Origin of the sequence: Acidocella aquatica, from assembly GCF_030160635.1 — a bacterium.
GTDB lineage: Bacteria > Pseudomonadota > Alphaproteobacteria > Acetobacterales > Acetobacteraceae > Acidocella > Acidocella aquatica.
The window spans coordinates 1-22,431 of record NZ_BSOS01000042.1 but is presented as its reverse complement, the minus strand read 5'-3'; the positions used below and the strand labels follow the sequence as shown (position 1 = coordinate 22,431).

Sequence of the window (22,431 nt, the reverse complement as noted above, 5' to 3'; positions counted from 1 at the left end):
GGAGCGGTGCCCGGCCGCACCTCATGCCAGCAACAATGCAGTTCATGACGGTGGTGCGAGGCGTGGCTTGGTCGGGCGTCGCCGTGTGGCGGCGGGCTTCAGGAAAACAGATCGGTTTGGGTCATGTCAGAAGACGCGGCAACCTGAAGGAGGCTGAGCGGCGCTACAGTTTCCGGCTCGTAAATTTCCTTCAACCGTGCGAGTTGTGCCAGGTCTTTCTTTTTGCGTTCTTCAACAAGAAGTTTCTGCTTCCACGCAATGACGCCACAGGTTTTGACCCGCTTTCCGATAATCGTCTCAACATCGCTGTAGGTAAAAGCGGGATCGCCCCAACATGGATATTGCGCGATGTTCAGCAAAAACTCGATCTGGTCCGCCGTGGTCTCAAACCACGTCTCCCAGAATCCGTGCTCATTATAGTGAGCAATATTCGAAAAAATCATGGACAGCCGGCGATAAAAAGCCTTCGTCCACAAGGTTTTTGGAAAGTCCTCCGCGATGAAGCGCAAAAGATTGTTACCAAATTTGGCTTTGACCTCGGCCGTGTCGAATTTCGTATCGGTAAAATCTGCCGCGTCCAGCTTCGGAAGCTGGAGCGCGGCGGCAATTGCCCGTGGGAGCATGGGATGGGCCTCCGGTAAGGGTTGGTGGATTATTCGGGGGATGCACCCTCGGCGTTTTCGCTGCTGGTATCATCCAACTCATCACAATCGCCTGCGCGGCCGATCGGCCCGAAGATATCGGCGAACTCATCTTCTTCCGCGGTCTGCTCTTCCTTGGTCTCCGCGAGCGCGATATCGATGTCCCGCAACTCGGCCATCTTGGCATCGAGCTCGCCTTGCAGATCGAAGGGCGCGCCGAGGCGCGGTTCGTAATCCGCGACACGGCGAGTGCCTTCCGCCACCCGGAGCTCGGCTTCCTCAAGCTCCGCGTCGATGCGACCGAAATAGGCTTCCAGGCGCGCGATGATGCCAAGCGGCGTCGGGTTTTCCGGAATCTCCAGCACGTCCCGCTTATTGCGCCGCTGAATGACGAATTCGGACCCTTCGATCAGCAATTTGCGATCGCGGTGGAGTTTTATTCCAAACTTGAATCCCGCAAATGCGCCGGCAATCTTGCTGGTATCATCCCAGCCAGCCTCCATGATGGCGGTCAAAATCGCCGCTCCCGCCGCCTTGCGCTCGGTGAACCGGCGATCGGAGAGGGCAAGCGCGAAGTGGTCGCCGCGGGTTTCGACCCGCTGCGCGATATCGGCGGTGATATCAACTATGCGCTGCTGATTGTGCTCGATGGACGCCTTGGCACCCTGAATGGTGCGGCGAACGGCCATTTGATTGTCGATATGCGCGTCCTGCAGCCGGACGAGCCGCGCGATCTCGGCCTCCAACCCGGCTTTCTGCATCAGCCGTTGGTCGCCCGAGGCGATGGCTTTCGCCATCGCGAACTGGTTGGCCTGGCTGCCAGCGTCTTCAAGGCGCCGGATGCTGCGGTCGCCGCTGAGTGCCGCCTCAATAAAGCGCTGCTTGCGCTGGTTCTGCCCCCACATCGGGGCATCCATCGAGGTCAGGGTGGCATAGCAGTAAACCTCGACCTCTTCGTTTTGATTGCCCTGGCGGATGATCCGCCCCTCGCGTTGCTCAATGTCGGAGGGAAGCCATGGCACATCGAGGTGGTGCAGCGCCTTCAGACGCTTCTGGGCATTCACACCCGTCCCCATGGTTTGGGACGATCCGATGAGGAAGCGGACCTGACCGGCATTGAAGGCGTTGAACAGGCGCTGCTTCTCGGAGGGTTTCTTAAAATCCTGCATGAAGGCGATCTCGCTGGCACGAACGCCTTTTGCGATCAGCTGCTCCCTGATCCAGCGATAGGCCGAGAAACCGCGTCTGGCCTCGACGGCGAGCGTGCCTAGATCGGAGAAAATCATTTGGCCGGCGCCGGCGGTCTCGTAAGGCACCCCGGGCGCGATTTCGTATAAATTGTCCTTGTTCTCCTCATAAATGCGGAAGGCGTTTTCAATCAACAGATTGAGCTTGCTCTCCGGGTCGTTGGGCAACGAAGGGGCTACAAAGCGCAGATCGATTGCGGCATGACGGCCATCGCCGATCACGCTGAGAAGAATGTCGTCGCCTTTTTCTGGCTTGCCCTTGCGCTCCTGGATCGCCTTGATCCGCGCAGCCAGATGTTTTTGGTACGATTTGAACATCTTGGTCGGCTGCGCCGTGATCACCTGGCGCGTGCCCGTGGCAACGTTGGGCAGTTTCACGTATTGGCGGAGGTCGGCGGGCAGTACGACGTCGGCGAAGCTGCGGAAAATATCGATCAGCTCCGGCACATTGACGAATTCCGAGAACCGCGTGACCGGCTTGTAAGTGCCGGAGGGCTGCAATTCCAGCTCGGTGCGGGCATCGCCAAAATTGCTGGCCCAGCCGTCGAAATGCTGCAGGCCCATGCGCTCCAGGATTTCTTGGGCAAAGAAGCGTTGCAGGGTGAAGAGCTCGCCCATGGTGTTGGTGATCGGCGTACCGCTGGCCATCACCAGGGGCCGGCCAGCGTTGATCGTCTCGATGAAGCGGGTTTTCACGAACAGATCCCAGGCGCGCTGAGAGCCATTCGGATCGACGCCCTTCAGCGTGGTCTGGTTGGTCGGGAAGGCGAGCTTGCGGAATTCCTGCGCCTCATCGACGATGATCTGGTCGACCCCGATCTCGCTGATCGTCAGAAAATCATCCGTGCCCTCGCCAAGGTTCTCGAGTTTCGCCTCAAAACCTTCCTTCATCCGCTCGATCCGTTTGCGGCTGATGCGGTCGTCGCTGTCGACGTCGTCGAGCATCGCCTCAAAAGCATCGAGCTGCTCCTGAATCATCGTGCGCTCGAAGGCGGCCGGGATCGGGATGAAGCGGAAGGCGGCATGCGTGATGATAATGCAATCCCAATCCCCCATCGCGGCGCGCGCCAGGAAGCGCTTGCGTTTGGCCTTGGCGAAATTCACGTCATCGGCGACCAGGATTCTGGCGGTCGGGTATAAAAGTAGGAATTCGCGGCTGGCTTGGGCGAGGCAATGGCCGGGCACAACCATCATGGTCTTGTTTACCAGACCCAGGCGTTTCTGCTCCATGACGGCCGCCGCCATGGAGAATGTTTTCCCGGAGCCGACCGCATGCGCCATGTAGGTGCCGCCGGCTGTGATGATCCGCCAGATAACGCGCTTCTGGTGCGGGTAGAAATTGATCACGGTGCTGGCGCCGGGCAGCGTCAGATGCGAGCCATCGAAATGGCGCGGCACCATGTTGTTCATGGTGGCGTTGTAGATGTTGGAAAGCTCTTCGGCCCGCTCCGCCTCGGTCCAGACCCAATTCTGAAAAGCGGTTTTGATCTTAAAAAGCTTTTCCTTGGCGGCCTCGGTTTCCTCCGGGTTCAGCTTGCGTCTCTCTTGCCCGTCCTCGTACCAGACGTCCCAGATTTGCGGGATCGAGGCGTTGAGCGCGTCGTCCACGAGATGACCGGCATGACGGCGCGCCGTGCCCCATTCGGTGGCGGAGCTGGCCTCCTGCTCGAAAGCTTTTCTGTCGACCATCCAGGAGCCAAGCCCGGCGATATGCCGCACCGCGGTTTCGACGCCGAGGATTTCCTTGCAGAACAGCGCGATGACCTTCGGTGGAATCCAGGGTGCGCCGAGGCGTGCGGTGATTTCGGACGGCTTCAGATCGACTGGCTGCGCCGCCTGCAGGGCTTCCACATTGGCGGCAAAACGCGGTTCCAGCACCGCCACCGCTTGCGCGACGGCGAGCTTGGTACGCACCGGCCCTGAGAGATAGGCATCCGCCGTCTCCCAGGCGCGATTCTCGGGGTTGAGAAACACCGCACGGCCAAGCGCGGCCTCGGCCTCCTGCCTGGAAATGCAAAGGGATTCCGCAATGTACTCGATATCGACCCGGCCGGTATCGTGGAGGCAAACCGAGAGGGCATCCGCCGCGGTGACGATGACCGGGGCTTTTGGCGGGTGGATCACCCGCTGGGTGAAAATCGCGCCATGCCGGGCTTTGCCCGTCTCCTGATCGTAATCCTCGATCGATGCGACCAGCCAAACGTCCGGATCATCGGCGAACGGCGCGATATTCGGCCGGCGCACCATTTCCCTGGTTTGACCGGTGTCCTCATCCGTGATCGTGGTGATCTCGGTCTTGTTAATTGGCCCATGGTTGCGAACAAACTTGGTATGGGCGCGGCGAAGTGCCCGCTGGTATTCGGTCCAGGGCCGGTTGGACTCCTGGGCGCGCAGGATGGCCCGAACCGCATCGCGGATCGGGATCATCGCATCGATGATATGAGCCGATTTGACGGGGATGCCCTCGCCCTTGCCGCGCTTGACAGGGATTTCCGTGGCGATGCCGTCGATGACCTGATGCAGCCGGTTGGCGATGACCAGATAACTGCCCTCTCGCACCGTGGCGCCATCGGCGACGCCGCCAGCGTAGATTTTGCGGGCCGCCTCACCCGGCTTGCGCAGGGTCTCGGTGCGCGGCTGGTGGATGCCCCTGGGGAGCGCCTGCAGGGCGGTGTTCAGCGCGGCTTCCAAATCGCCGCCAGTCGCTTGACCTTTGCAGGTGTAAACCAGTCCGTAGGGGCTGCTGGTGCGGCTATGCAAGCCCAGCACCATCTCGGGGTGATCCAGGAAGAAGGTGTTCACGTCAAAGCCGGGTGAATCCTCAAGCGGCGCGACGGCCTCTGACGTATCCAGCCATGCCATGGCGTTGCCGGGCTGACCCTCCCCGCGCCGCTGGAAGAACAGTACATCCACCACCACGTCGGTCCCGGCATCCTGGCGCATCGCGCGCTCGGGCAGGCGGACGGCGCCGAGCAGATCCGCCATCTCCGCGATCAGGCGTCGAGCGGTGGAATCGGTTTTATCCATCGTCCAGCGGCTCACGACGAAGGCGGCGATGCCGCCTGGACGCAGGGCGCGGACGGATTTGGCAATGAAATAATCGTGCAACGAAAGCGCCACCGCGGGCTTCACCTCGGCGAAGCGCTGGCTGCGGTCCGAGAAGGGCGGATTGCCGATGGTGAGGTCATAATCGCCGCTCAACTTGGCGCGCGTAAAATCCTCAAAGCGGATATCACTCTCCGGGTAGAGCTGGGCGGCGATTTTCGCCGTGATCGGGTCGGCCTCGATCCCGGTGAAATGACTGGCCTGGGCGATATGCTCAGGACTGCCGGCGATGAACAGACCGGTGCCGCAGCCGGGCTCCAGCACCGATCCGCCGGCGAAGCCAAGCCACAAGACAGCCGCCCACATGGCACGCACGATGTATTCCGGCGTGAAATGGGCGTATTGCGTCGCCCGCATCAGCCCGGCGCGCTCTTCGGCCGAGACAAGCGCCTCCAACTCCAAGGCAATCTCGGCCCAGCCGGATTTGAGCTCCTCCGCCCCGCGGCGGAACACATTTTGCGCGAGATCGGTGCTGCTGAAGGCGCAGAATTTTACGAGCTGCGCCTGTTCCTCGGGCATGGCTCCCCTGCCCTCCTCCTCGATCTGCTGCATCAGGCGGATCGCGGCAAGGTTATCCTGGGCGCGGTGTTTCCAGCCCGCCGAGAGATTGCGCGTGCCGGAGAGCCGGAAATTGCGCGCGTCGAACTTTTGCTCATTTTCGGCGACGGGAGAGGACGCAGCGCGCGTCGCGGGATCGTCATAGAGATGTGCGTTCTCGTCGGGCTCGTTCGGATCTTCCTTCATAGGAATCCGGATCAGGCCAATCGGTATCATCGCATCGGACGACAGCATTGTGCTGCCGAACAAATCGTTGGCAAAAAGGTCGAAATTGTCTTTCGGGGGCATGGGCATTTTGGTGTCCTTCAAATGCAAAACGCCGCCCTCATTGGGGCGGCGCTTGTCCTGGGTTGATGGAAGTTTGTCGGTTACTGGCGGTAGTTTTCGCCCGAGCCCTGTTCGAGCAGGGCAAAGAGATCGGGATGATCCTGCGCGAAGCGAGCGCGCCGATAGGGCAAACCGCGCACCGTCTCGGCGATCATGACTTTCAGCGCCTGGAGATCGCTGATGACGACGTAGCCATTGCGGACGCACCAGCCGCCATTGTCGTACTCGTCATACAAATCGGGATGCAAAGGCGGCCGGAAGGAGCCGGCAACCTGGTCCGCGATCCCACGCAGCCACCAGGCGTGGAGCTGGTATTTGTCGGTGATCCGGCCGTGCTGGCGGAGGTAGCGCTCGCGCCTCTTGTATGAGCGGCTAAGATGCCGGTTCATCACACACCTCCGGCATGTTGTGGACTTCAGCACCGGCAGCGCGGTAGGACGCGACCCACTCGGCCAGGGAGACATGGGAGAAGGCGCGCGACATGAAGAAACGCGGCGCGGTGCCGACGGCGGCCATCGGGCCGCTGATCGCCAAATCTGCAACAAGATCGAACGAGACACACCGAGAATCGATGACGGGCAAACCGGCCTCGATGCAAAGTGCCTTCATATTGTCGACATCGTAGCCGCCGAGTGTGCTGCCTTGAGCGTAGTGCAATGTGTAGCCGCCACGGCCGATCGACAGATGGCCGCCATCGACCGTTTTGGCTTTCTTGATGTATTCCGTTGGATCGAACATCATGCGCTCCTTTCCATGTGGCGATCCGAATTCCATATTTCTCGAATCTCCCTCCCCCGCGTCCGCGCCGGATGCAGGCTGGCCAGGGCGCGCTGCTTGCAGCGTGGGATCGCAGCCACGCGCAAGCCGCTTGCGGCCGAGCATGGCGAGAACCCGCCCCTTGCCAGACAAGGCCGGCGTGGTACGCCCGCCCCTCGTTTTTCTCTCTTCTCTCCTTTTTGATTTCATTCCGCGCGCTGGAACGCTGGATGATCCATCGCATTCGCATTTCCCTGCCGTGAGGCAGCAGAAGGAGCGGGTTATTGAGACGCGCTCAAAAATGCGGTCAATTCATTTAGGAGCCTCCCGGCGCGAGGATTTCCAGTTCGGGGAGCCGATCGGCCGCCTCCCTGGTTATCCGGGTGATGCGTTCCGAAAGCGCGGCATCCTCACCGGGGTCTTCCCCTCGTAGGAGCAGCGCGGCGGTAACGCCGGTGGTGGAGTCAATATCCCCGATCACGACGATGGATTGCTTGTAGGATAGCCGAGCATTGATGAAAGGGGCATCCGTTGTCATCGGAATTGGGTTTTCCTGTGACTCCATATGATCAGGAGCATAAACATGCAAAGACAACACGCCATTGCTATTTTCGACCCATATTTCGGTTTCACCCGCGGCTTGATCGCGGCACATGATACGCACACCGGAAAATTGGTTGGTGCTGATCTCGATTTGGATGCTGCCGTACCTGCCGGCTTCGTCAACTTCATAGTGTTTTAAGGTAAGCGTCTCGGTCATGATATTATCTCCGTGAAAAAGAAGCAGTCTTCGGCAGGCAGAAGAAGAAAGTCCGCCTGTGCTGACGTTTCGGTTTCCTGATAGGCTTCGACACGCGGCCAGCGCTTGAAGCGCATCAGGCTGCCTCCTGGACTTCGGAATCATCCTCCGTACCTTTATCATCGGCTTCTTCCCGGCCTTGGCCGGCGATGTAGGCGGCGTAGTCCGGGTGGAAGCCGAGCAGATAATCCGCGATGCGCTGCGCATCAGCTGCGGCACGGAATATCTCGCGATTATCATTTTTTAGTCGTTCCAACCAGTTCGCAAGATAGGCAGCCGTGTTGGAAATGTCGGGGTCGATGCCCAGGGTCGAGCAGACCATGGCGGAACCGATTTCCACCCTCAACTCTTCCGCCGCGTACGCGCGCGAACCGAAACGCCCGCCTTCGCTTATGCCAAGCCGGCGGTCGTTCGCGGCATAGTGACCCAATTCGTGTGCTGCGGTTTGCGCGAAAGCCTCTGGACTTTCGAAGACTTCTCGCACTGGCATTTGCACACGGTCGGTGGATGGGGAGTAAAATGCCTGTCCACCGCCATAGCGAACATCGACACCGCTATTGTCGATGATGGTGTCGATGGCTTCCGGGGTCTGCCATGACACACTGCCAGGCTCCGGCTTTATATATTCCGGGATGCCCTCGATCTGCGATGCATGAAACACCGTCGAGAAACGCAGGAGCTGGAAGTAGGGTACGCTGCCATCGTCACGCGCCTCCTGGCTTTTCAGGATGCGTTTGTAAAAGACGATGGTTCTGCCACGTTCTCCGCCCCGTACTTGCCAGCCGCGAGCCTGCGCCTGGCGGTACGAACACCAGCGCGGATCATCCCCAAAGCTGATGGCCTGCGCCAAACCGAGCAGCAACGTGTTGATGCCTCGATAGAAGCGCCCGGTCGTGCAGTTCATCGGCATGCCGCAAGCGCCTTGATTCCAGGTCCGCCGCCAGGGAATGATGCCCTGCTCAAGTGCCGCGACGATTTGATCCGTCACCTCCTGGTAGTGATCACGTTTGGGTTGGGATGGATATTTTTTGTAAGCCATTCGAATTCTCCTTTCCCGAACCCAACCCCGCGGCCGGGACGGGCGGGCAAAGGCCCACGCGAACGCCTAACCGTTCGCCGTGGGGGACCAGAGCCACGCGCAGCCTGCAGGCGAGCATGGCGAGGACCCGCCCTTTGCCCGGGCGGTCCGCGCTGCGGTAATCGGCTTCCTGTATGTTTTCATTTCCAATTACGATTACCGGCGGCTACTCGTCCTCGATTCCCGCGTCTTCGAGCATTTCGCCGAGAATGTCGTCTGTGCCCTTGCCGCTGATCATACCGGCAGTGATAAGAACGACATAGCCACCCCATCCGTCTAAGCGCATTTTTGAGCAGGTATATGACGTGACCGCCGATATGTATTTTAGTGTCTCGGAGCGTTTGATGACGTTTTGCAACATCACCTCCCAGGACATCATGCTCACATCCAGCATGACCGAGGTTTCCGAGGCGGGAGACTTTTGCAAGTCTTCTGTGAAATCTGCCACTTTCTTATAGATCGCATTTTCCGGGGCGGCGAGCGCTACTTCGAGTTCGGCCCGGCTAACCCAAATCAACGAAGCAGGTGATTCATAGGTGGAGAGATAGAGTTTATCTTCATGAGGCTCAGCGTCAAAAATATTTGTCAGAAGCAAATGTTCAAGCGAGGTCATATCTGACACCGGAATCATCTGCTGGACAACGGTTGGCGAACGATAATCGGCCATAAGTTGAGTTCCTTTTACGGGTTGGCGTGAGAGTCTGTGGTGGACGAATTGCCCGCGCGAATTTGCCGCTCCGCCTGCAACCACTCGGGCGGCGTCGCGCGGTGAAGGCGGATGGCTTTCCAGTACAGCCTGGCTTGTGCGCGAACGTGGTCACGATGGTAACGCCAACCGATTTTGGATTGCCGTCGATCAAGCGCGCCGGTTTCCGCCCATTTGATGATTGTGCTGGTCGTGACGCCGGCTTCGAACGCCGCATCGCTGAGCCTGAGCCAATCGGCTGACAGAAGCTGGGCATCATCATTTGGCCCAGCGAATTGCCGGAGCCGGGTCATCATCGGCTCGGACAGATAGATGCGCGACCGGTCCCACTTTGTCTGCAAAACGCGGATTGTGCCGTCCGCCTGCCGTGCCTCAATCCAGGAAACTGGCTTGCCCAGAATTTCGGCCGCCTGTTCGAAGGTGTAGCCTGGCTGAGATTGCCGCCGCTTGATGACCGCCTGCACGGTCACCAGGGGAATGGCGCTGCTTTTGCGCCAATTGACGCCATTGAGCAGTTCGCGGAGCCGCGCCACGGTAACGCCAATCCGGCGGGCAGCCTCCTGCTCCGAAAATCCGATCGATTGGCGCAACCGGGAGCACTGGTCCTTCGCGACATACAGAATGCCGCGCTGCGCGCCCGCTGTGCCGATCCTGGTCTTGAGCTTTTTCGCGGCGATGAATTGCTTCAGCTGCCTTGTGCTGAACAGATAAAGCTTCTCCGCCGTGGGAAGCGAAATCCAGGATGCCTCCCGCGCCCCAACCGGACATTTGCGAGTGATCCAGCGCGTCGCATCTGTCTTCGTGACATATTCGATGCGGCCGTGTTTGGTGGCATCCAGCATGCCGGTTGCAATGGCGCACTGGACCCGGGCGCGGTCGCATTTGGCCTTTTGGGCAACCTCGTCGAGCGTAAGTCCGGGGCTCCATGGCATGGTAAGATGCCGTTTTGCGCCATGGGCAAGCGCCGGGTAACGCTTGGCGTAATCCTCGAACTGCTTGGGAGCGCCGCCCTCGCCCCAGATTTCGGCGCAGGTTTTGCAGCCCGATGGGTGTTGCCGCGCCTGCCAGAGTTTGAAGGTGGTCCGGAGATTATCCTCCAAGGGTTTACCGTGCCACGGCATCGGCCGCCCAGCGTGGCGATCGGCAATCAGCTGTTCAGCCACCACAGGATCGATGAACCAGGTGCCGAACCGCGTGGACGGGCCTTTGGACCCATATGGATTGCAGCGAACGGCGGAGGGGACGTGTCCCATGCGCGCGAATTCCGAGAGCTTGTCCGAGCGAATGGAAAGCGGTTCCTTCAGGCTCCGAAGCGGAATGAACCCTTCGGGCGGGAAAATCCGCTTGGCCTTCCATGCCGCCCAGACGGCATGGGGAATAACCCAGCGCCGCCCGACCCGCATTCCCTTCAGATCACCCTTGGCAATCGCCTGGTTGATGATCGTCAGCGACCCGATTTCTTTCCCGACTTCCGCAGTGGTGATGCCGCCGACGACATCTCTGCTCTGCAGGCCGATCCTGTTCATGGCGAGTTGCACGGCTTGGGAATTGCGCAGAGCTTGGGGATCTCCGGTGATCCGGCGCAGCCGCTCGGTCAGGATTTGGGCAATCTCGGCCGTGCCGAAACTGCCCACCATGCTTGCCAGCAAGGCGAGTTCTGGCGGCTGCCACTCGTAACCACGATGCTCCCGATACTTCCTCGGCACTGGCCATTCTTCCTCCAGAGGCTCCCGCCCGTTCCAGAGCGCGAACAGGGCGGCGAAGCTATTTGTTTGGGCCAGCTTCCTGCACACGCCGGTTTGGCGGAAGGTGACCACCGCATTGACTGGCTGACCAAGGATGAAGGCCAGATCGGATGCGATCGCGCGCCAACCATGCTCAATGATAAACTGCTTCCAGGCCGGGAGGCTCTTTGACGGTGCCGCGTTTTTCATTGCCGCGCTTCCAGCTCGTCCTGCAGCGCGGAAATGCCAGTTACCATTGGCTGCGAGGTGAGGCCCGCGACCGCACCCAGCAGACTGACCACGGGATCGGTCAGCGCTTCGAGACGCTCGGCCGGGATCTCGCTCATGGCGCGCGTCCATTGGTTGAAAGTGGATGGCAGCGCCCGGTGGATGATTTTCGCCTTCGGCGCGACGGCCTTTAAAGCCTTTGCCATTGGCATCCGGATTTTCTCGACCCCTCCCCTGCTGAAGCAGAAGAATTCCCCAGTCGATAGAGCGTTCAAATCGGAATAGCCGATCTGGGAGCCTTTGAACTGCGGCGCCAGGGCCGACCAGGCGGTGGGGTCTTCCTGGCAACCAATCAGGGTCAGGTTCTTGTTGGCAAAGAGCAGGCGTTGCAGCGTGCCGGTGTAGCGCAAGGCGGTGATGAACAGATCCAGCGCGCGTTTCCGGCCACGCCCGGCGAACTGGTTGATGATATCCGCGGCCTCCCCGGCATCGCCGGTCTTGGCTCGGCTGCTGGTGCTAAAGAGCTGTCCCTCATCGATCACCACGAAGACCGGCTTCCTGTGCTCTTCGGCGGCCTCCAGGATGACGCGGCCATAGGGGACGAACTCCGAAGCGTCCTTGGCGCTAACCACGACGATGCGCGTCGCGCGGGCGTCCAGGCTCGCCCGCAACGCTTCCGGGTCGGGCACCGCGGCACCGTACAGGGCCTCCAGCTCACTTTCGGGATCGATCAGAACACTGACCCAGCCCTGAGCGGCAAGCTGCTCGGCCATCAACAGCCCGGCATTGGTTTTGCCGTTGCCGCGTGGCCCGACCGCGATGGCGAGCAGCCCCGTGGATGCATATTGCGCGAGCTCGATCGGCTGGCCGCCAAGCTTGAGCTGGGCGGTGAGCATTTCGTCCCGGCGTATGACATTGCGTTTCATGGTTCGTCCTCCTCGCGGCTGAGGAGAACGTCCTTCAACCGGATAACTTGGTTGGCGGTCAGCAGAAAGACCACCGCGAAATCCGCGATGATCTGGTCGGTGATGAGGTCGAGAGTTCCGGTCTGGCGCGCGTGCGCGAGCAATTTCCGGAGCGCCGCCCATCCATTGCCATTGCTGGCGATTGGACCGGCGACTTTCGTGATCTCGGCGTGCAGCTGCTCTGCCGTGTAAGGCTTGGCATTCGGCCCGAGATCGTTCTTGAGACGCTCGTTTAGGATACCGAGCAGCTGCTGGATCGGGATGTAACCGTGCGTTTTGCGGATCAGGGATTTTTCCGCCTCAGTGAAGCTGCGCGCCGCGGCAGTGCTTGACGCCGCCTTGAGCTGGCGGGCTTCCGGCCTGGATTTGCATGATCCACAGGCACCAAGAGTCCGGTCGGCGTCAAGATCGCTACCGATATTGCAGCCGCAAAGCAGGCAATTAAAGTGACGGGCGGACGGCCGTGCCGGGGAAGGCAAGTGGCCCGCAATTTCCAGGCGCCGGCGAAGTGCAGGGGTTGTTGGCGCATCGGGGTCGTCATGGGCTAAAACAATGTTCGATTTTGTCATGGGCACATACTCCTTCGCCCGGCAAACCGGGTGATGTTGAAATGTTGATGGTGGAAATCGCGAAGTGCTGCGCTACGCGGTCTGGTCGAGAATTTTGTAGGCCCGCTGCTTCACATTGCGGATCGCGTAGGTGTCTCCAGTCTCGGGCGATCGGAAGATAACACGCCGGTTTTCAGGGCGAACAACCTGCAGGGTTTTGTGTGTCGTGCTGTCGGTCATGTAGATCGCATGCTCGAACTCTACGAGTTGGCCCGGCTTCAGGTCAGGTTTTTTGGCGTTCTCCGCTTTGCGGGCGGCGAATTTCCGGCATTTCTCACGCCATTCACTCGCATTTTTGGATTCTGTCGGCGTGAGAAGAGCCAGGATTTCTACGGGGCACTCCACCTCGCAAGGCCCCATCTCATCTGACATGTCTTTGTATCCAAAGATGAAACCATCTCTGGCACGCCGGTTGTAATTTACAAGGCAAATCGCGGCCCAGACGTGGCGCGAGCCGTCATTTGCGACGTGCTCAACGGCGGCATAATAAACGCGCATTCGTACCAGAGCGGACCGCAAAACATCGTTGCGGCCGGTCCGGCGACCACGGCAAAAATTTCATTATCTTTATATTTTTATTGAAATTTCTTGAGTAAATCACAATCGGCTAGCGTTTTGTCTCCCAACTGGCTTGATGCCGGAGCGCTGCCGGATGATGGCTTCTTCCATTGTTTGTAAAGCCGGCCATCGATGCGGTGGGTACCCGCCCCGGAGAAGACCAGCACGGGACCATCGGTATTGGCTGCCTGCAACTGGCTGGCGTTAGCCCCTCTGAAGAATTTTCCTTCGCATCGTTAAGGATATGGCGCCTCCATTTCGCCGGCTGGTCCTCGGCCGTTCCGGCCCGCTGAGAGTTTGGTCAGCTCCTGCAGGAATAGTTCGGCGGCGAGCTGCGGCGGCCAGGGCTGCCAGGCCCGCATCCCGACCGGCGTTGTCAGGGGATCGCGTGAGAGTGGAGGCGTTTCGATTTCAAGGGTGTGGCGGATATCGTGCGCGCTCCAGCCCACGACATTCAGTGCTTCGCTCGCCGCAGCCAGCCGGTCAGCCTGTTTATGCTGTGCATGTTCATCGGCTGACCAGGCGGGCAGCTGATAGCGTGTGACGATGGCAGCCTGTAGGCGTGCGACAAGACTGGCATACCCGTCTCCGAGATGCGGTTTGACCGGGGTAATGCAGTCGAAGGACAGAAACCCTTCATCCGCATCATGCAGAAGCTCCCGCAACGCCTGACCCCTCGTAAGCTTCGCGCCAGGCTGCGCTTGTCGAATCGCCAAAACCGTAAGGCTATGCTGCGCGACGGAGAGCGGTAAATCCCAGGCCGAATGGCCACCCCAGCGATAGGTCCGGGACAGGCCAACCGCGACGTCGGCGTCATTCCAGGTATCTGGATCAGGATCGAGCAGATTCAGTTGCCGGCCTGAAGGGCTGAGGCGCACCCAGGCGCGTATTGTTTTCATTGGTCGTCTCCCCTGCCCGCTTGGACCTGCAAAAATTTATTCCAGTCCTTGGCGCCGTCCGGCGGTATCAATCGCTCCCAAGGCACGTTCGCCGCCTCGATCATTGCAATGAGCCGCTTGGCATGACGCTCGCCGGGCGGATCATTATCCGTGCCGACGGCGGCAACTGCGCCGGCCCGGCTTGAAAGGTCGTTCAGCAGCTGGGTCAGCGCAATCACGGTGGCAGGCCCGATTCCACCGGCGGTTGCCACGTAGAGCGTGTCACCCCGGATATGTTCAAATGCCGCCATACTGAGCGCGTCGATCGGCGCCTCAAAGATCGCAAGCCTTGACATCGGCCCCTTGCCACCGGGCAACCGGAAAAGGGTCTTGGTTCCATCGCCTGAGAAGCCGCGATAATTCGGGCCGCGCATCTCAATGCCCGTCAGGCTGCCGCCCTGGTTGCGATGCGCGAACCAAGCGCTGGCATAAGGGCCCTCGCGGACCGCGTCGGCGGCATCGGCCGCCGCCAGGATTTTTTCGGGCAGGCAGCGGGTCTCGTTGAGATAGCGCCAGGTGGGAGAGCCACGGCTCAGACGCCGGCGTGCCGCCCAGCGTTCGGCCGGGGGTTTCGTCACGGTTATTGCGTTGGAGGTCTTCTGCAGCTCCGGATAAGCCGGTGCGATGCCAGCAACGCGGCGTAATTGCTTGCGCACATGACCAAAATTGAGCCCAGGATCAAGATGTTGAACAAGGTTGAAGATATCCCCTTTCGCATCGCTCTGCGGGTCGAACCAGCCTTTCCCGTCATGGTTGACGATGATGATTTCGCCCGGGCCACGGCGGTATTTCAGAGCCCGCCTGGTACTTTCTGTCTTGTCGAGGCTCCAGCCAAAAGCCAGGCGCTCCAGTATTGTGCCGCAATTCACCGAGCTGCGAAGCTGTTCCAATTCGTCATCTTGCCGGGTCATGGAAGAGTTCTCCAGTTGAAATTCGATGGGTTGGAGATCCGCCGGTTTCGGCTTTTCTCTTTCATCAATTTCTCCAGGCGACCGCTGCGCGGGCGCGGGACAAGGGCGCGTGCTTCGGCACGCGGGAGCGCTCGCGCGACAACCCCTTGTGGCGCGCTCGTCGTAAGCGGTATGGCGTTCTTTTCTTCGTTCTTTCCATTTCAATTTCTTTGCTCACCCGAATGCGAATGGCCGATGATCTTGCGAACGGCGGCGTTTTTACCCGCGGAATCCGCGTCCATTTGCATTTCCCGGTTCCATCCTTCGCCTGCGGCCCGATCAGGCCGGTGCTGCCGATGTGGAGGATCGACCGTTGCTCAGGGTGTGCCGGAAGGGCGAGTATCTCGCGAGTACGGCGCTTTCGGTGGCCGAAGACGAGGCGATGCAAAAGGCTTTTGACCGATTTGCGGTAGCCGATACCCGCACCGCCGGTGCGAAATTCGTCCGCCGCTACACTACCAGCACAGGGAGCCTGGGAACTGGTTTGTCTGTTCAGGTTTGGAGGGGCTGGAGGCGCGGGTACCGCCACTCGTACCGGTTCTCGAGAATTTTACATGGAGCCGGCCGAACAGCGGGCGATCACCAAGAACTCAAACACCTCTCCCCGGGCCATTGCGACTGGTGAACCGGTCTGACCTTCTGAGGGATTCCGTGCCTGTAGACACGATCCTATTGTTAATTTCACCATAGCCCACCTACGGGCTAGCTGGGCTGATCAGTTCACCATCATCCTCGGGTTCTTCGTCGCCTTCGGTCGAATCGGGCTGATTTACCGCCCTAATATTTGATATCGTGGCATTGGCCTGGCTTTTAATCTCCTTAACGACCTGATCCATCCCATAATGCCCACCGGCAGGCATCGACTGAACAGCGGCGGCGGCATCGTCCACCTTCGTCAAGACCTGGTTCGCCAAACTTATTACCCGCTGGACAAGCATGCGCTTGTTAAACCCGCACGCTTCCGCCAGCCTTTCCCAATGCCGCCGGAACAAGTACCTGCCCCGGTTCTTGCCTCCAATATCTTGCGCCATGTTTTTCGTGATATGATCCCAAGCCCGGCCGCACATCAGATCATAGAGTGGTGCTAAACGGGCACCCGCCCCGCTAATCAGGATGGAATAATTTTTCGCGTGGCTATCAACATTCGTAATCAGCACGTTCAGAATCGCCGCGTCCAACAGGGCGAGTTGGTCCTGCGGGGGTAAAAACTGCTTGGCACCATTGAACAGATCCGGCAATCCGGGCCCGCGCAGGCCCGTTTGGTTATGCTCGTATTTCGAGGACGGCGGCTTGCCGCACGCCTGGCAAAAATCCTCCTGATGCAACCTCACCCAGCCGTCCGCCTTCATCACCCGGTCATACCGCTCAACCAGCAGATATGTCCGCGCGCCAGCCAGCCCGGTCGTGACATTTGCCACGTTCAGCCCGATCATTTTTGCCAGCGTGAGACATACGGCCTCGTTCTGCACGCTGCCTGGCAGCCGCGTATTGTCAGGCTTGAGGATGTGTGTGGAAGGGTTGTTGTTTAGCGGAATCACAATCTCGCCGTCCACCAGCGCCACCGGTAGTTTTTCCTGGGCGCCCGCCAGGCTCATGGATACCCCTTCCGTTCCAACAAGAAACGGACGCCGCAGCAGGTCGTTGATAATCCGCTCCAACTGGTCGCCGACCGGCTTTGAATAGCTTGGCTGCCCGCGTTTCGCTGGTCCGCCGATGCTCAACGCGCCAGCCGTGTCGTGGCCAATCATTTCAAGGATGCCGAGCACATCACCTGGGGAGACGCCGGCGCTTTGCCCGATCGTGGTCAGCGCAGGCCCTTCGGGGAGCAGGTTGGCGAGCCAAGGCGTGAACAAGGCCGGCGGCATGCCGCCGGCACTTAACGGTGCTAGCCCGGATAATTCATGAGGGTCGGCGAACGTCCAGCAAGGCATTGAAATTGCTTCTAATTCTAAAAAGCCCTGAAAACAGCTGCAAGCTTGGTCGTATGTTAGAATGTGTAGAAATTTCAGAGGTTTACCTATTCGTGGTCGGAGTGACGCATAATACGGGCTAGAACGGAAATCGGAAACGCCGAGGCGCGCGCTAGCCATTCCTCTGCATAGTTGAACGACAAGGGCCCGGCCTTATCTGCCAGGATTTCACCAACGATCAGCGTTTCGTAGAAAACCGGGACAGTCATCATGCGAAGTCCGGCACACCCGAATCGGTCTTGTCTGGCGCGGCTATCATCTCGATCCCCATCGTCTTGCCGACCCTCAAAGCCATGCCAAGCTGGCAAGTCGGCTTGCCAGCCTCAAGGTCGATGATAAACCGAATTCCAGTGCCGGATAGCAAGGCGAGTTCAGCCTGGGTCAACCTCGCCTTGCGCCGGTTGCTCCGCACCATCTCGCCAAAAGCCTTTGCTAGATTTTTGTCGTCCATGTTTTGTCGATCAATATTCCTGAGCGGGAATATAGTCCGGCATTTGGCTTAATATCCACAAAAATATGCGCGAACGGGAATATGTTTCAGTGTTTGGCCAAATATTCAGTTAGATATTCCCGATCGTGCATATTTCACCGAGTGTTCGGCCTATTGGCTTGGCCAGGCGCACGATCTCAGTCCGGCTTGATGCCCGCCAATGCTTCAGCTTGTCATCGACGCCAACATCCTTATCGGCGTGTTTCTTTCAGAAGCATTGCTCCCGGCACATCTCATGGTCCTCTGGCGCGAAGGGCGGTTTGATCTTCTCAACTCGCCTGGCCGGCTCGACGAACTGATACACGTGACGCGCTACCTAAAAATTCGCAAACAGCTGGTACCGGCGCTGGCTGGGTGCCTTATCAACGAGCGCCGCGATATTGCTGTTACCGCTAGCCGTCGGCACGATCGCTCATTTGCGCACAGGCCAATTTGCGCACGCTGATTGACACCCATCCTGGAGGTGGCAACAAGATGAGCCACGTCACAACGCCGAGTCCCAATGCCGCCCCATTCCGCCGATTTGCCCCAGTCCGGCCAAAATCTTGCGGCCAATCCCGAGGAGTGGCGCGGATTGCTCGAAAATGCCTTTGCCGGCGCAAGGAGCAAGGACGGTTATCTGGCGCTGGCGGAGACCGCCGAGCGCGCCTGTCCGGGAGATCCGCATATTCTGTGCTTGGCCGCGACGGCAGCACTGCTGGATGGCCGGGCCGACAAGGCGCAAACCTACCTCAAGCGTTATGCCAAGCGCTATGTGCCGGGGAGCACCTGTCACCTATTGGCGGCACTGGCGCTGGGGCAACAGAACAAACTTGCGGCGGCGCGCGATCTGTTACAGCGGCACGCGCTGGCCGATTGGGTGAATGCTTGGCGCGTCTTTCCAGGAGCCGTGGCGCAGCAATCCTGGTTGATGACCGCGCTCGACGCCATAATGGGCCGCGCAACTGCGGCGCGCGGCCACAAACCCTCAGCTAGGGCCGCCACGGCGAAGCTTGGCACAAAACCACGCTCTCTCGCGAGGGCACCTGCACTGTCAGCTCCGACAGTCGCACCAGCGGCAACGCCGTCGCTATCCGCCCTGGAACAACTCCCAGTGGAAATTCCCCTGGCCATCGAAGCGGATCTGACCGCCTTTCTCTCAGCCTGCGCTGGGCCGGGCGAGAGCGAAGGCGCTTGGTTCAATCTGCGCGCGCAACTGGCGCATCTCGGTCTGGCCGAGGGATTCGACGAACTACTCTGCTTACCGCATCTGCAAGGTATCGAGACGTTCTGGTATCAGACCGAGACCGTGCGCAAGGTCATGAAGCAGTTCCATGGCCGCGTCCTGCTCGCCGATGAAGTCGGGCTGGGCAAGACTGTCGAAGCCGGCATGGTGCTCAAGGAATATCTGCTGCGCGGCATGGTGGCGCGCGTGCTGATTCTGGTCCCAGCAACACTGGTGGGCCAATGGCGGGAAGAGCTGGAGACCAAATTCGGCATCTCCTGCGTCACCAGCTATGACACGCTACTGCGTGATGACCCGGCAAAATTCTGGGCCGCGCCGCAGATCATCGCCTCGCTGCCCCTCGCCCGGCGGAGTGAACATGCTGCCCGGCTGTTGGCGCAGTCTTTTGATCTGGTGATCGTTGATGAGGCCCACCATCTGCGTGACCACACCAGCGCCAGCTATAAATTGGTGGATGGGCTGACCAAGCGGTTTCTGCTGCTGCTTTCGGCCACCCCGGTACAGAACAATCTGATCGAGCTGTATAATTTGCTCACATTACTCAAGCCCGGGATTTTTAAGACGCAAAAGGAATTCCGCGCCAGATATATGGTCGCGGGTAAGCCGCGCCAGCCGGCGAATCCGGAACGGCTGCGCGATCTGATGCGTGACGCCATGATCCGCAACACGCGCGCCGTGGTGGCGCTCAAACTGCCCCGCCGGAACGCCTCTACCCGCTACGCCGACGCCGGCGCCGGTGAGGATTTCGCCTATCAGGAGTTGGCTGCCATGGTTCGCGCGCTCGCCGCCGACGGCCACCAGAACCGTCATCGTCTGGCGATGCACCATTTGCTGGGGGCTGCCGGTTCCTCGCCCGCCGCAGCCGCAGCCGCCATCGCCCGCTTTGCCGCGCGCCAGACCGACGCCACGCCATGGCAGCAACTGGGCGCGCGCTGGACGGCGCTGGGCACCGGCGCGAAGGAGACCACGCTACTGGAGTTGCTGGCCCGCAACCCCACCGAAAAAAAGCTGGTATTCATCCATCACCGCGAGACCATGTCCAGCCTGGCGGACCTACTGACCAAAAACGGTATTTCTTTTACCCGGTTCGAGGGCGGCATGAGCGGTCCCGCCAAAGATGCCGCGATCGCTGATTTCCGGGAGCGGGTTGGCGTGCTGTTATGCACCGAGTCCGGCGGCGAGGGGCGCAATATCCAGTTCTGCAACACCTTGATCAATTTTGACATCCCGTGGAACCCCATGGCCATTGAACAGCGGATCGGCCGGATCGACCGCATCGGCCAGACCAGGGAGGTTTTCGTCTTCAACCTGGTGACGCGCGGCACCGCGGATGAACAGGTGCTGCGCCTGCTCGACGAGAAAATAAATATGTTCGAGCTTGTGGTTGGCGAGGCAGGGGCCATTCTAGGTGAGTTGGAGGAAGAGCGCGGGTTTGCCGAGCTGGTCCTGGACGCTTGGCTGGAAACGACCGAGGCAGGACGGACAGCGGCATTCAATGATATCGGCCGCCGGCTCGATCAGGCGTTGCATCAGTACAGCGACGCCAAGGCGCTCGACGACGCGTTGTTCGGTGAAGATTTTGAAACCGCGTAGGGGTTAGAAAATGGCCGCGTTGCGCGATTTTGTCGCGGAATTAATGGAACGCCGGGGCGCCGCTGTCGAGCCAATCGAACCTGATGGCCTCGCCGTGATCGCGCCGCCAGAGTTGCGCGCCATAATGAACTGGCCGGAACTGGCGCGGCTTGGTTTTGGGCGCGAGATGCCGGACACTAGCCAGTACATTGGCATGGAGGGCGGCTGGCTGGACCGTTTCGTCACGGTGTTGGGTGACGATGGAAGATATGCCGAACGCCAGGTCTCCTTGCCACCACCGTATTTCACTGGCGATCCTGAACGTCTGCTCAGCCAGGCACTCGATCTGCCGAATGCGATCTGGCGTTTGCAGGCGCAGCGCACGGCCTGGACGCGGTGCCTGATTTTATGTTTCCACAGCACCGCCTTATCCGATGAAAAGCGCGAGGCCCTGCTCTGGATGGGGTTCAATACCGGTACGGGCGCCGCACTTGGGGCTATGCTACCGCGTTTGCGTAACGCACTCGCCGACAATGCGGTTTGGCTGGCGCCCGAGCGGGAGGTGCGCGCAGCCGCGGGAGAGGGTTGGAACGCCGCCACGATGCAAGCCAGGGTGCAGCCGGCACTGGACGCAGCAGTGCGAGCCGAACTGGCGGATTTTTTCCGGGCCATGCAGCGCCGTCTGACGCGCGACCACGACCGGCTGCACGCTTATCACGATGATCTACGCCGGGAGTCGCTAAAGCGCCTTGCGGGACTGGCTGGCATCCCGGGCAGCAAGGCCGAAGCCGATGCAAAACGGGAGACCCTGCGGGTTGAAGCCATCGAGCGCGAGTATCGCGCCAAGGTCGATGATCTGCGGCATAATTATGCGCTGCGCGTCACCGTCGAGGGCGTGCAGGTCCTGGAATTATTCGTACCTGTGCAACGGCTGGAGGTGCTGATCCGCCGCCGCAAGGGCGAGCGATTGATACAGCTCGATTGGCACCCGCTGACCCGCATGGCAGAGCCACCGCCCTGCGACTGGGGGCTGGGGCTTGGTATCACCCGCCTCGTCTGTGACGAGCAATTACATCTCACCGAGCCCGCCGGCCAAGCCCCTTGCCTGGGCTGCGGCAAGAGTTTTTGCCGCGCCTGCCACAAGACGGCCTGCCCAAAATGCGGCCACGCCGTTGCCATTCCATGAAAAAGCGCCGGCGGCAAAACTGAACGTCATCGCGATCGAGAGAGGCGAACCGGCCTGAGTCGTCTCGATTGATAGCCGTGACCGCGCCGCCTGTTCTGCCTGCGCTACGCAATCTAATTCCCAGCGCAGCTCCTATCGACGTCCGGTGCCGCTGGGGCGATATCGGCTGGTTTCCTAGAGCTGGCGGTGGGTAAGGGCATCCATGGCTTCGGCTTCGTTGCAGCCTGCGCCCGATAGGGACCCGCGCTGGCCGTCGAGAATTTGGTCTTCCGTCGAAATACGGGCATGTCCGGCTCCAGCTTACGCAGGGCGCGGCGCACTGCAGCGGGCGAATGAAGTAATATTAGCGCTATGATAACCCCACACTAAAAAATGCATTTATGTAGCACGAGGTTGACAATGTTAAGATGGGCGAGCGGCTGAGGCTTGGCTATACGAGCCCCCTCGCCTTCTCCCTCGACCGCGCCAAAGCATCTTCTTGCCCGCCACGTTCGGCCCAACGACGGCCGTAATCTCCGATAAGGTGGGTACCGCGATCGGATTGGTTCCGCAACAGCGGAAGCCAAACAGGGCGACAGATTCGATACGCACAGGCTTCCTTCCTTCAGGCCGCAGTCGGGAGCGGGTCGGTGCCCTCCTCAACAATGCCCGGAGCGCTCCAGACAGGCCAGCGCGGCATTGACAGTCGGGGCAGATAGCCCCGTCTTATGGACGAGCTGGTTGGCGGTCGGGTATCTATACCATCTTGTTCAAGACCGCGGCGGAGACGCTGCGCACGATTGCGGCGGACGCCAAGCATC

The 22,431-nt window shown here is 60.0% G+C and carries 17 protein-coding genes; 3 read left to right on the top strand and 14 right to left on the bottom strand.

What is annotated here, in order from left to right:
- Positions 1–98: 98 nt before the first annotated feature.
- The 14 genes from QQJ84_RS08035 to QQJ84_RS07970 all read right to left on the bottom strand — a co-directional run bounded on the left by QQJ84_RS08035 (position 99) and on the right by QQJ84_RS07970 (position 17,609).
- Entirely contained in the window at positions 99–623 is a 525-nt protein-coding gene (locus tag QQJ84_RS08035; protein ID WP_284257614.1) for a hypothetical protein, read from the bottom strand.
- A 29-nt stretch (positions 624–652) separates the two neighbouring features.
- Positions 653–5,839 carry a helicase-related protein gene (locus tag QQJ84_RS08030; RefSeq protein WP_284257613.1) on the bottom strand — a complete coding sequence of 1,729 codons (5,187 nt, stop codon included), beginning with the start codon at positions 5,837–5,839 and terminating at the stop codon, positions 653–655.
- Between the two features lie 80 nt (positions 5,840–5,919).
- Positions 5,920–6,267, bottom strand: coding sequence for a hypothetical protein (locus QQJ84_RS08025; protein WP_284257612.1), 348 nt, complete (start codon positions 6,265–6,267; stop codon positions 5,920–5,922).
- Positions 6,251–6,619 (bottom strand): hypothetical protein, encoded by a 369-nt coding sequence (locus tag QQJ84_RS08020; RefSeq protein WP_284257611.1) that lies wholly within the window; start codon positions 6,617–6,619, stop codon positions 6,251–6,253. Before QQJ84_RS08020 ends, QQJ84_RS08025 begins: the two co-directional genes overlap by 17 nt.
- A gap of 331 nt (positions 6,620–6,950) precedes the next feature.
- A complete protein-coding gene (locus QQJ84_RS08015) occupies positions 6,951–7,394 on the bottom strand; it encodes a hypothetical protein (protein ID WP_284257610.1) in 444 nt (147 codons plus the stop codon).
- 115 nt (positions 7,395–7,509) lie between these two features.
- Positions 7,510–8,472 carry an ArdC family protein gene (locus tag QQJ84_RS08010; RefSeq protein WP_284257609.1) on the bottom strand — a complete coding sequence of 321 codons (963 nt, stop codon included), beginning with the start codon at positions 8,470–8,472 and terminating at the stop codon, positions 7,510–7,512.
- A gap of 205 nt (positions 8,473–8,677) precedes the next feature.
- A complete protein-coding gene (locus QQJ84_RS08005; RefSeq protein ID WP_284257608.1) occupies positions 8,678–9,178 on the bottom strand; it encodes a hypothetical protein in 501 nt (166 codons plus the stop codon).
- A gap of 14 nt (positions 9,179–9,192) precedes the next feature.
- Positions 9,193–11,301: a hypothetical protein gene (locus QQJ84_RS08000; RefSeq protein WP_284257607.1), complete on the bottom strand. Its 2,109-nt coding sequence runs from the start codon at positions 11,299–11,301 to the stop codon at positions 9,193–9,195.
- Between the two features lie 790 nt (positions 11,302–12,091).
- Positions 12,092–12,703 carry a hypothetical protein gene (locus QQJ84_RS07995; protein ID WP_284257606.1) on the bottom strand — a complete coding sequence of 204 codons (612 nt, stop codon included), beginning with the start codon at positions 12,701–12,703 and terminating at the stop codon, positions 12,092–12,094.
- 72 nt (positions 12,704–12,775) lie between these two features.
- Positions 12,776–13,114, bottom strand: a complete 339-nt coding sequence (locus QQJ84_RS07990) for a DUF6927 domain-containing protein (protein WP_284257605.1) — start codon at positions 13,112–13,114, stop codon at positions 12,776–12,778.
- Positions 13,115–13,536: 422 nt separating this feature from the next.
- A complete protein-coding gene (locus QQJ84_RS07985) occupies positions 13,537–14,199 on the bottom strand; it encodes an HD family hydrolase (protein WP_284257604.1) in 663 nt (220 codons plus the stop codon).
- Complete coding sequence (locus QQJ84_RS07980; RefSeq protein ID WP_284257603.1) at positions 14,196–15,353, bottom strand: DUF3991 domain-containing protein; 1,158 nt, start codon at positions 15,351–15,353, stop codon at positions 14,196–14,198. Before QQJ84_RS07980 ends, QQJ84_RS07985 begins: the two co-directional genes overlap by 4 nt.
- Before the next feature lie 530 nt (positions 15,354–15,883).
- Positions 15,884–17,278: a type II toxin-antitoxin system HipA family toxin gene (locus tag QQJ84_RS07975; RefSeq protein ID WP_284257602.1), complete on the bottom strand. Its 1,395-nt coding sequence runs from the start codon at positions 17,276–17,278 to the stop codon at positions 15,884–15,886.
- Between the two features lie 88 nt (positions 17,279–17,366).
- Complete coding sequence (locus QQJ84_RS07970; protein ID WP_284257601.1) at positions 17,367–17,609, bottom strand: helix-turn-helix domain-containing protein; 243 nt, start codon at positions 17,607–17,609, stop codon at positions 17,367–17,369.
- Positions 17,610–17,808: 199 nt separating this feature from the next.
- On the opposite strand from QQJ84_RS07970, the gene QQJ84_RS07965 reads away from it, so the two are divergent.
- From QQJ84_RS07965 to QQJ84_RS07955, 3 genes are read left to right on the top strand one after another with little or no spacing between them, the layout of a single operon-like run.
- Positions 17,809–18,093 (top strand): PIN domain-containing protein, encoded by a 285-nt coding sequence (locus QQJ84_RS07965; RefSeq protein ID WP_284257600.1) that lies wholly within the window; start codon positions 17,809–17,811, stop codon positions 18,091–18,093.
- A 57-nt stretch (positions 18,094–18,150) separates the two neighbouring features.
- Positions 18,151–20,466: a DEAD/DEAH box helicase gene (locus QQJ84_RS07960; protein ID WP_284257599.1), complete on the top strand. Its 2,316-nt coding sequence runs from the start codon at positions 18,151–18,153 to the stop codon at positions 20,464–20,466.
- Between the two features lie 10 nt (positions 20,467–20,476).
- Positions 20,477–21,631, top strand: coding sequence for a hypothetical protein (locus tag QQJ84_RS07955; RefSeq protein WP_284257598.1), 1,155 nt, complete (start codon positions 20,477–20,479; stop codon positions 21,629–21,631).
- Positions 21,632–22,431: the final 800 nt, after the last annotated feature.

What these genes read in the sequence shown, in the direction of transcription:
- QQJ84_RS08035 (WP_284257614.1), bottom strand. Translation starts at nt 623, where the DNA reads ATGCTCCCACGGGCAATTGCCGCCGCGCTCCAGCTTCCGAAGCTGGAC.
- QQJ84_RS08030 (WP_284257613.1), bottom strand. Translation starts at nt 5,839, where the DNA reads ATGCCCCCGAAAGACAATTTCGACCTTTTTGCCAACGATTTGTTCGGC.
- QQJ84_RS08025 (WP_284257612.1), bottom strand. Translation starts at nt 6,267, where the DNA reads ATGAACCGGCATCTTAGCCGCTCATACAAGAGGCGCGAGCGCTACCTC.
- QQJ84_RS08020 (WP_284257611.1), bottom strand. Translation starts at nt 6,619, where the DNA reads ATGATGTTCGATCCAACGGAATACATCAAGAAAGCCAAAACGGTCGAT.
- QQJ84_RS08015 (WP_284257610.1), bottom strand. Translation starts at nt 7,394, where the DNA reads ATGACCGAGACGCTTACCTTAAAACACTATGAAGTTGACGAAGCCGGC.
- QQJ84_RS08010 (WP_284257609.1), bottom strand. Translation starts at nt 8,472, where the DNA reads ATGGCTTACAAAAAATATCCATCCCAACCCAAACGTGATCACTACCAG.
- QQJ84_RS08005 (WP_284257608.1), bottom strand. Translation starts at nt 9,178, where the DNA reads ATGGCCGATTATCGTTCGCCAACCGTTGTCCAGCAGATGATTCCGGTG.
- QQJ84_RS08000 (WP_284257607.1), bottom strand. Translation starts at nt 11,301, where the DNA reads ATGGACGCGCGCCATGAGCGAGATCCCGGCCGAGCGTCTCGAAGCGCT.
- QQJ84_RS07995 (WP_284257606.1), bottom strand. Translation starts at nt 12,703, where the DNA reads ATGACAAAATCGAACATTGTTTTAGCCCATGACGACCCCGATGCGCCA.
- QQJ84_RS07990 (WP_284257605.1), bottom strand. Translation starts at nt 13,114, where the DNA reads ATGTCAGATGAGATGGGGCCTTGCGAGGTGGAGTGCCCCGTAGAAATC.
- QQJ84_RS07985 (WP_284257604.1), bottom strand. Translation starts at nt 14,199, where the DNA reads ATGAAAACAATACGCGCCTGGGTGCGCCTCAGCCCTTCAGGCCGGCAA.
- QQJ84_RS07975 (WP_284257602.1), bottom strand. Translation starts at nt 17,278, where the DNA reads ATGGCTAGCGCGCGCCTCGGCGTTTCCGATTTCCGTTCTAGCCCGTAT.
- QQJ84_RS07970 (WP_284257601.1), bottom strand. Translation starts at nt 17,609, where the DNA reads ATGGACGACAAAAATCTAGCAAAGGCTTTTGGCGAGATGGTGCGGAGC.
- QQJ84_RS07965 (WP_284257600.1), top strand. Translation starts at nt 17,809, where the DNA reads ATGCTTCAGCTTGTCATCGACGCCAACATCCTTATCGGCGTGTTTCTT.
- QQJ84_RS07960 (WP_284257599.1), top strand. Translation starts at nt 18,151, where the DNA reads ATGCCGCCCCATTCCGCCGATTTGCCCCAGTCCGGCCAAAATCTTGCG.
- QQJ84_RS07955 (WP_284257598.1), top strand. Translation starts at nt 20,477, where the DNA reads ATGGCCGCGTTGCGCGATTTTGTCGCGGAATTAATGGAACGCCGGGGC.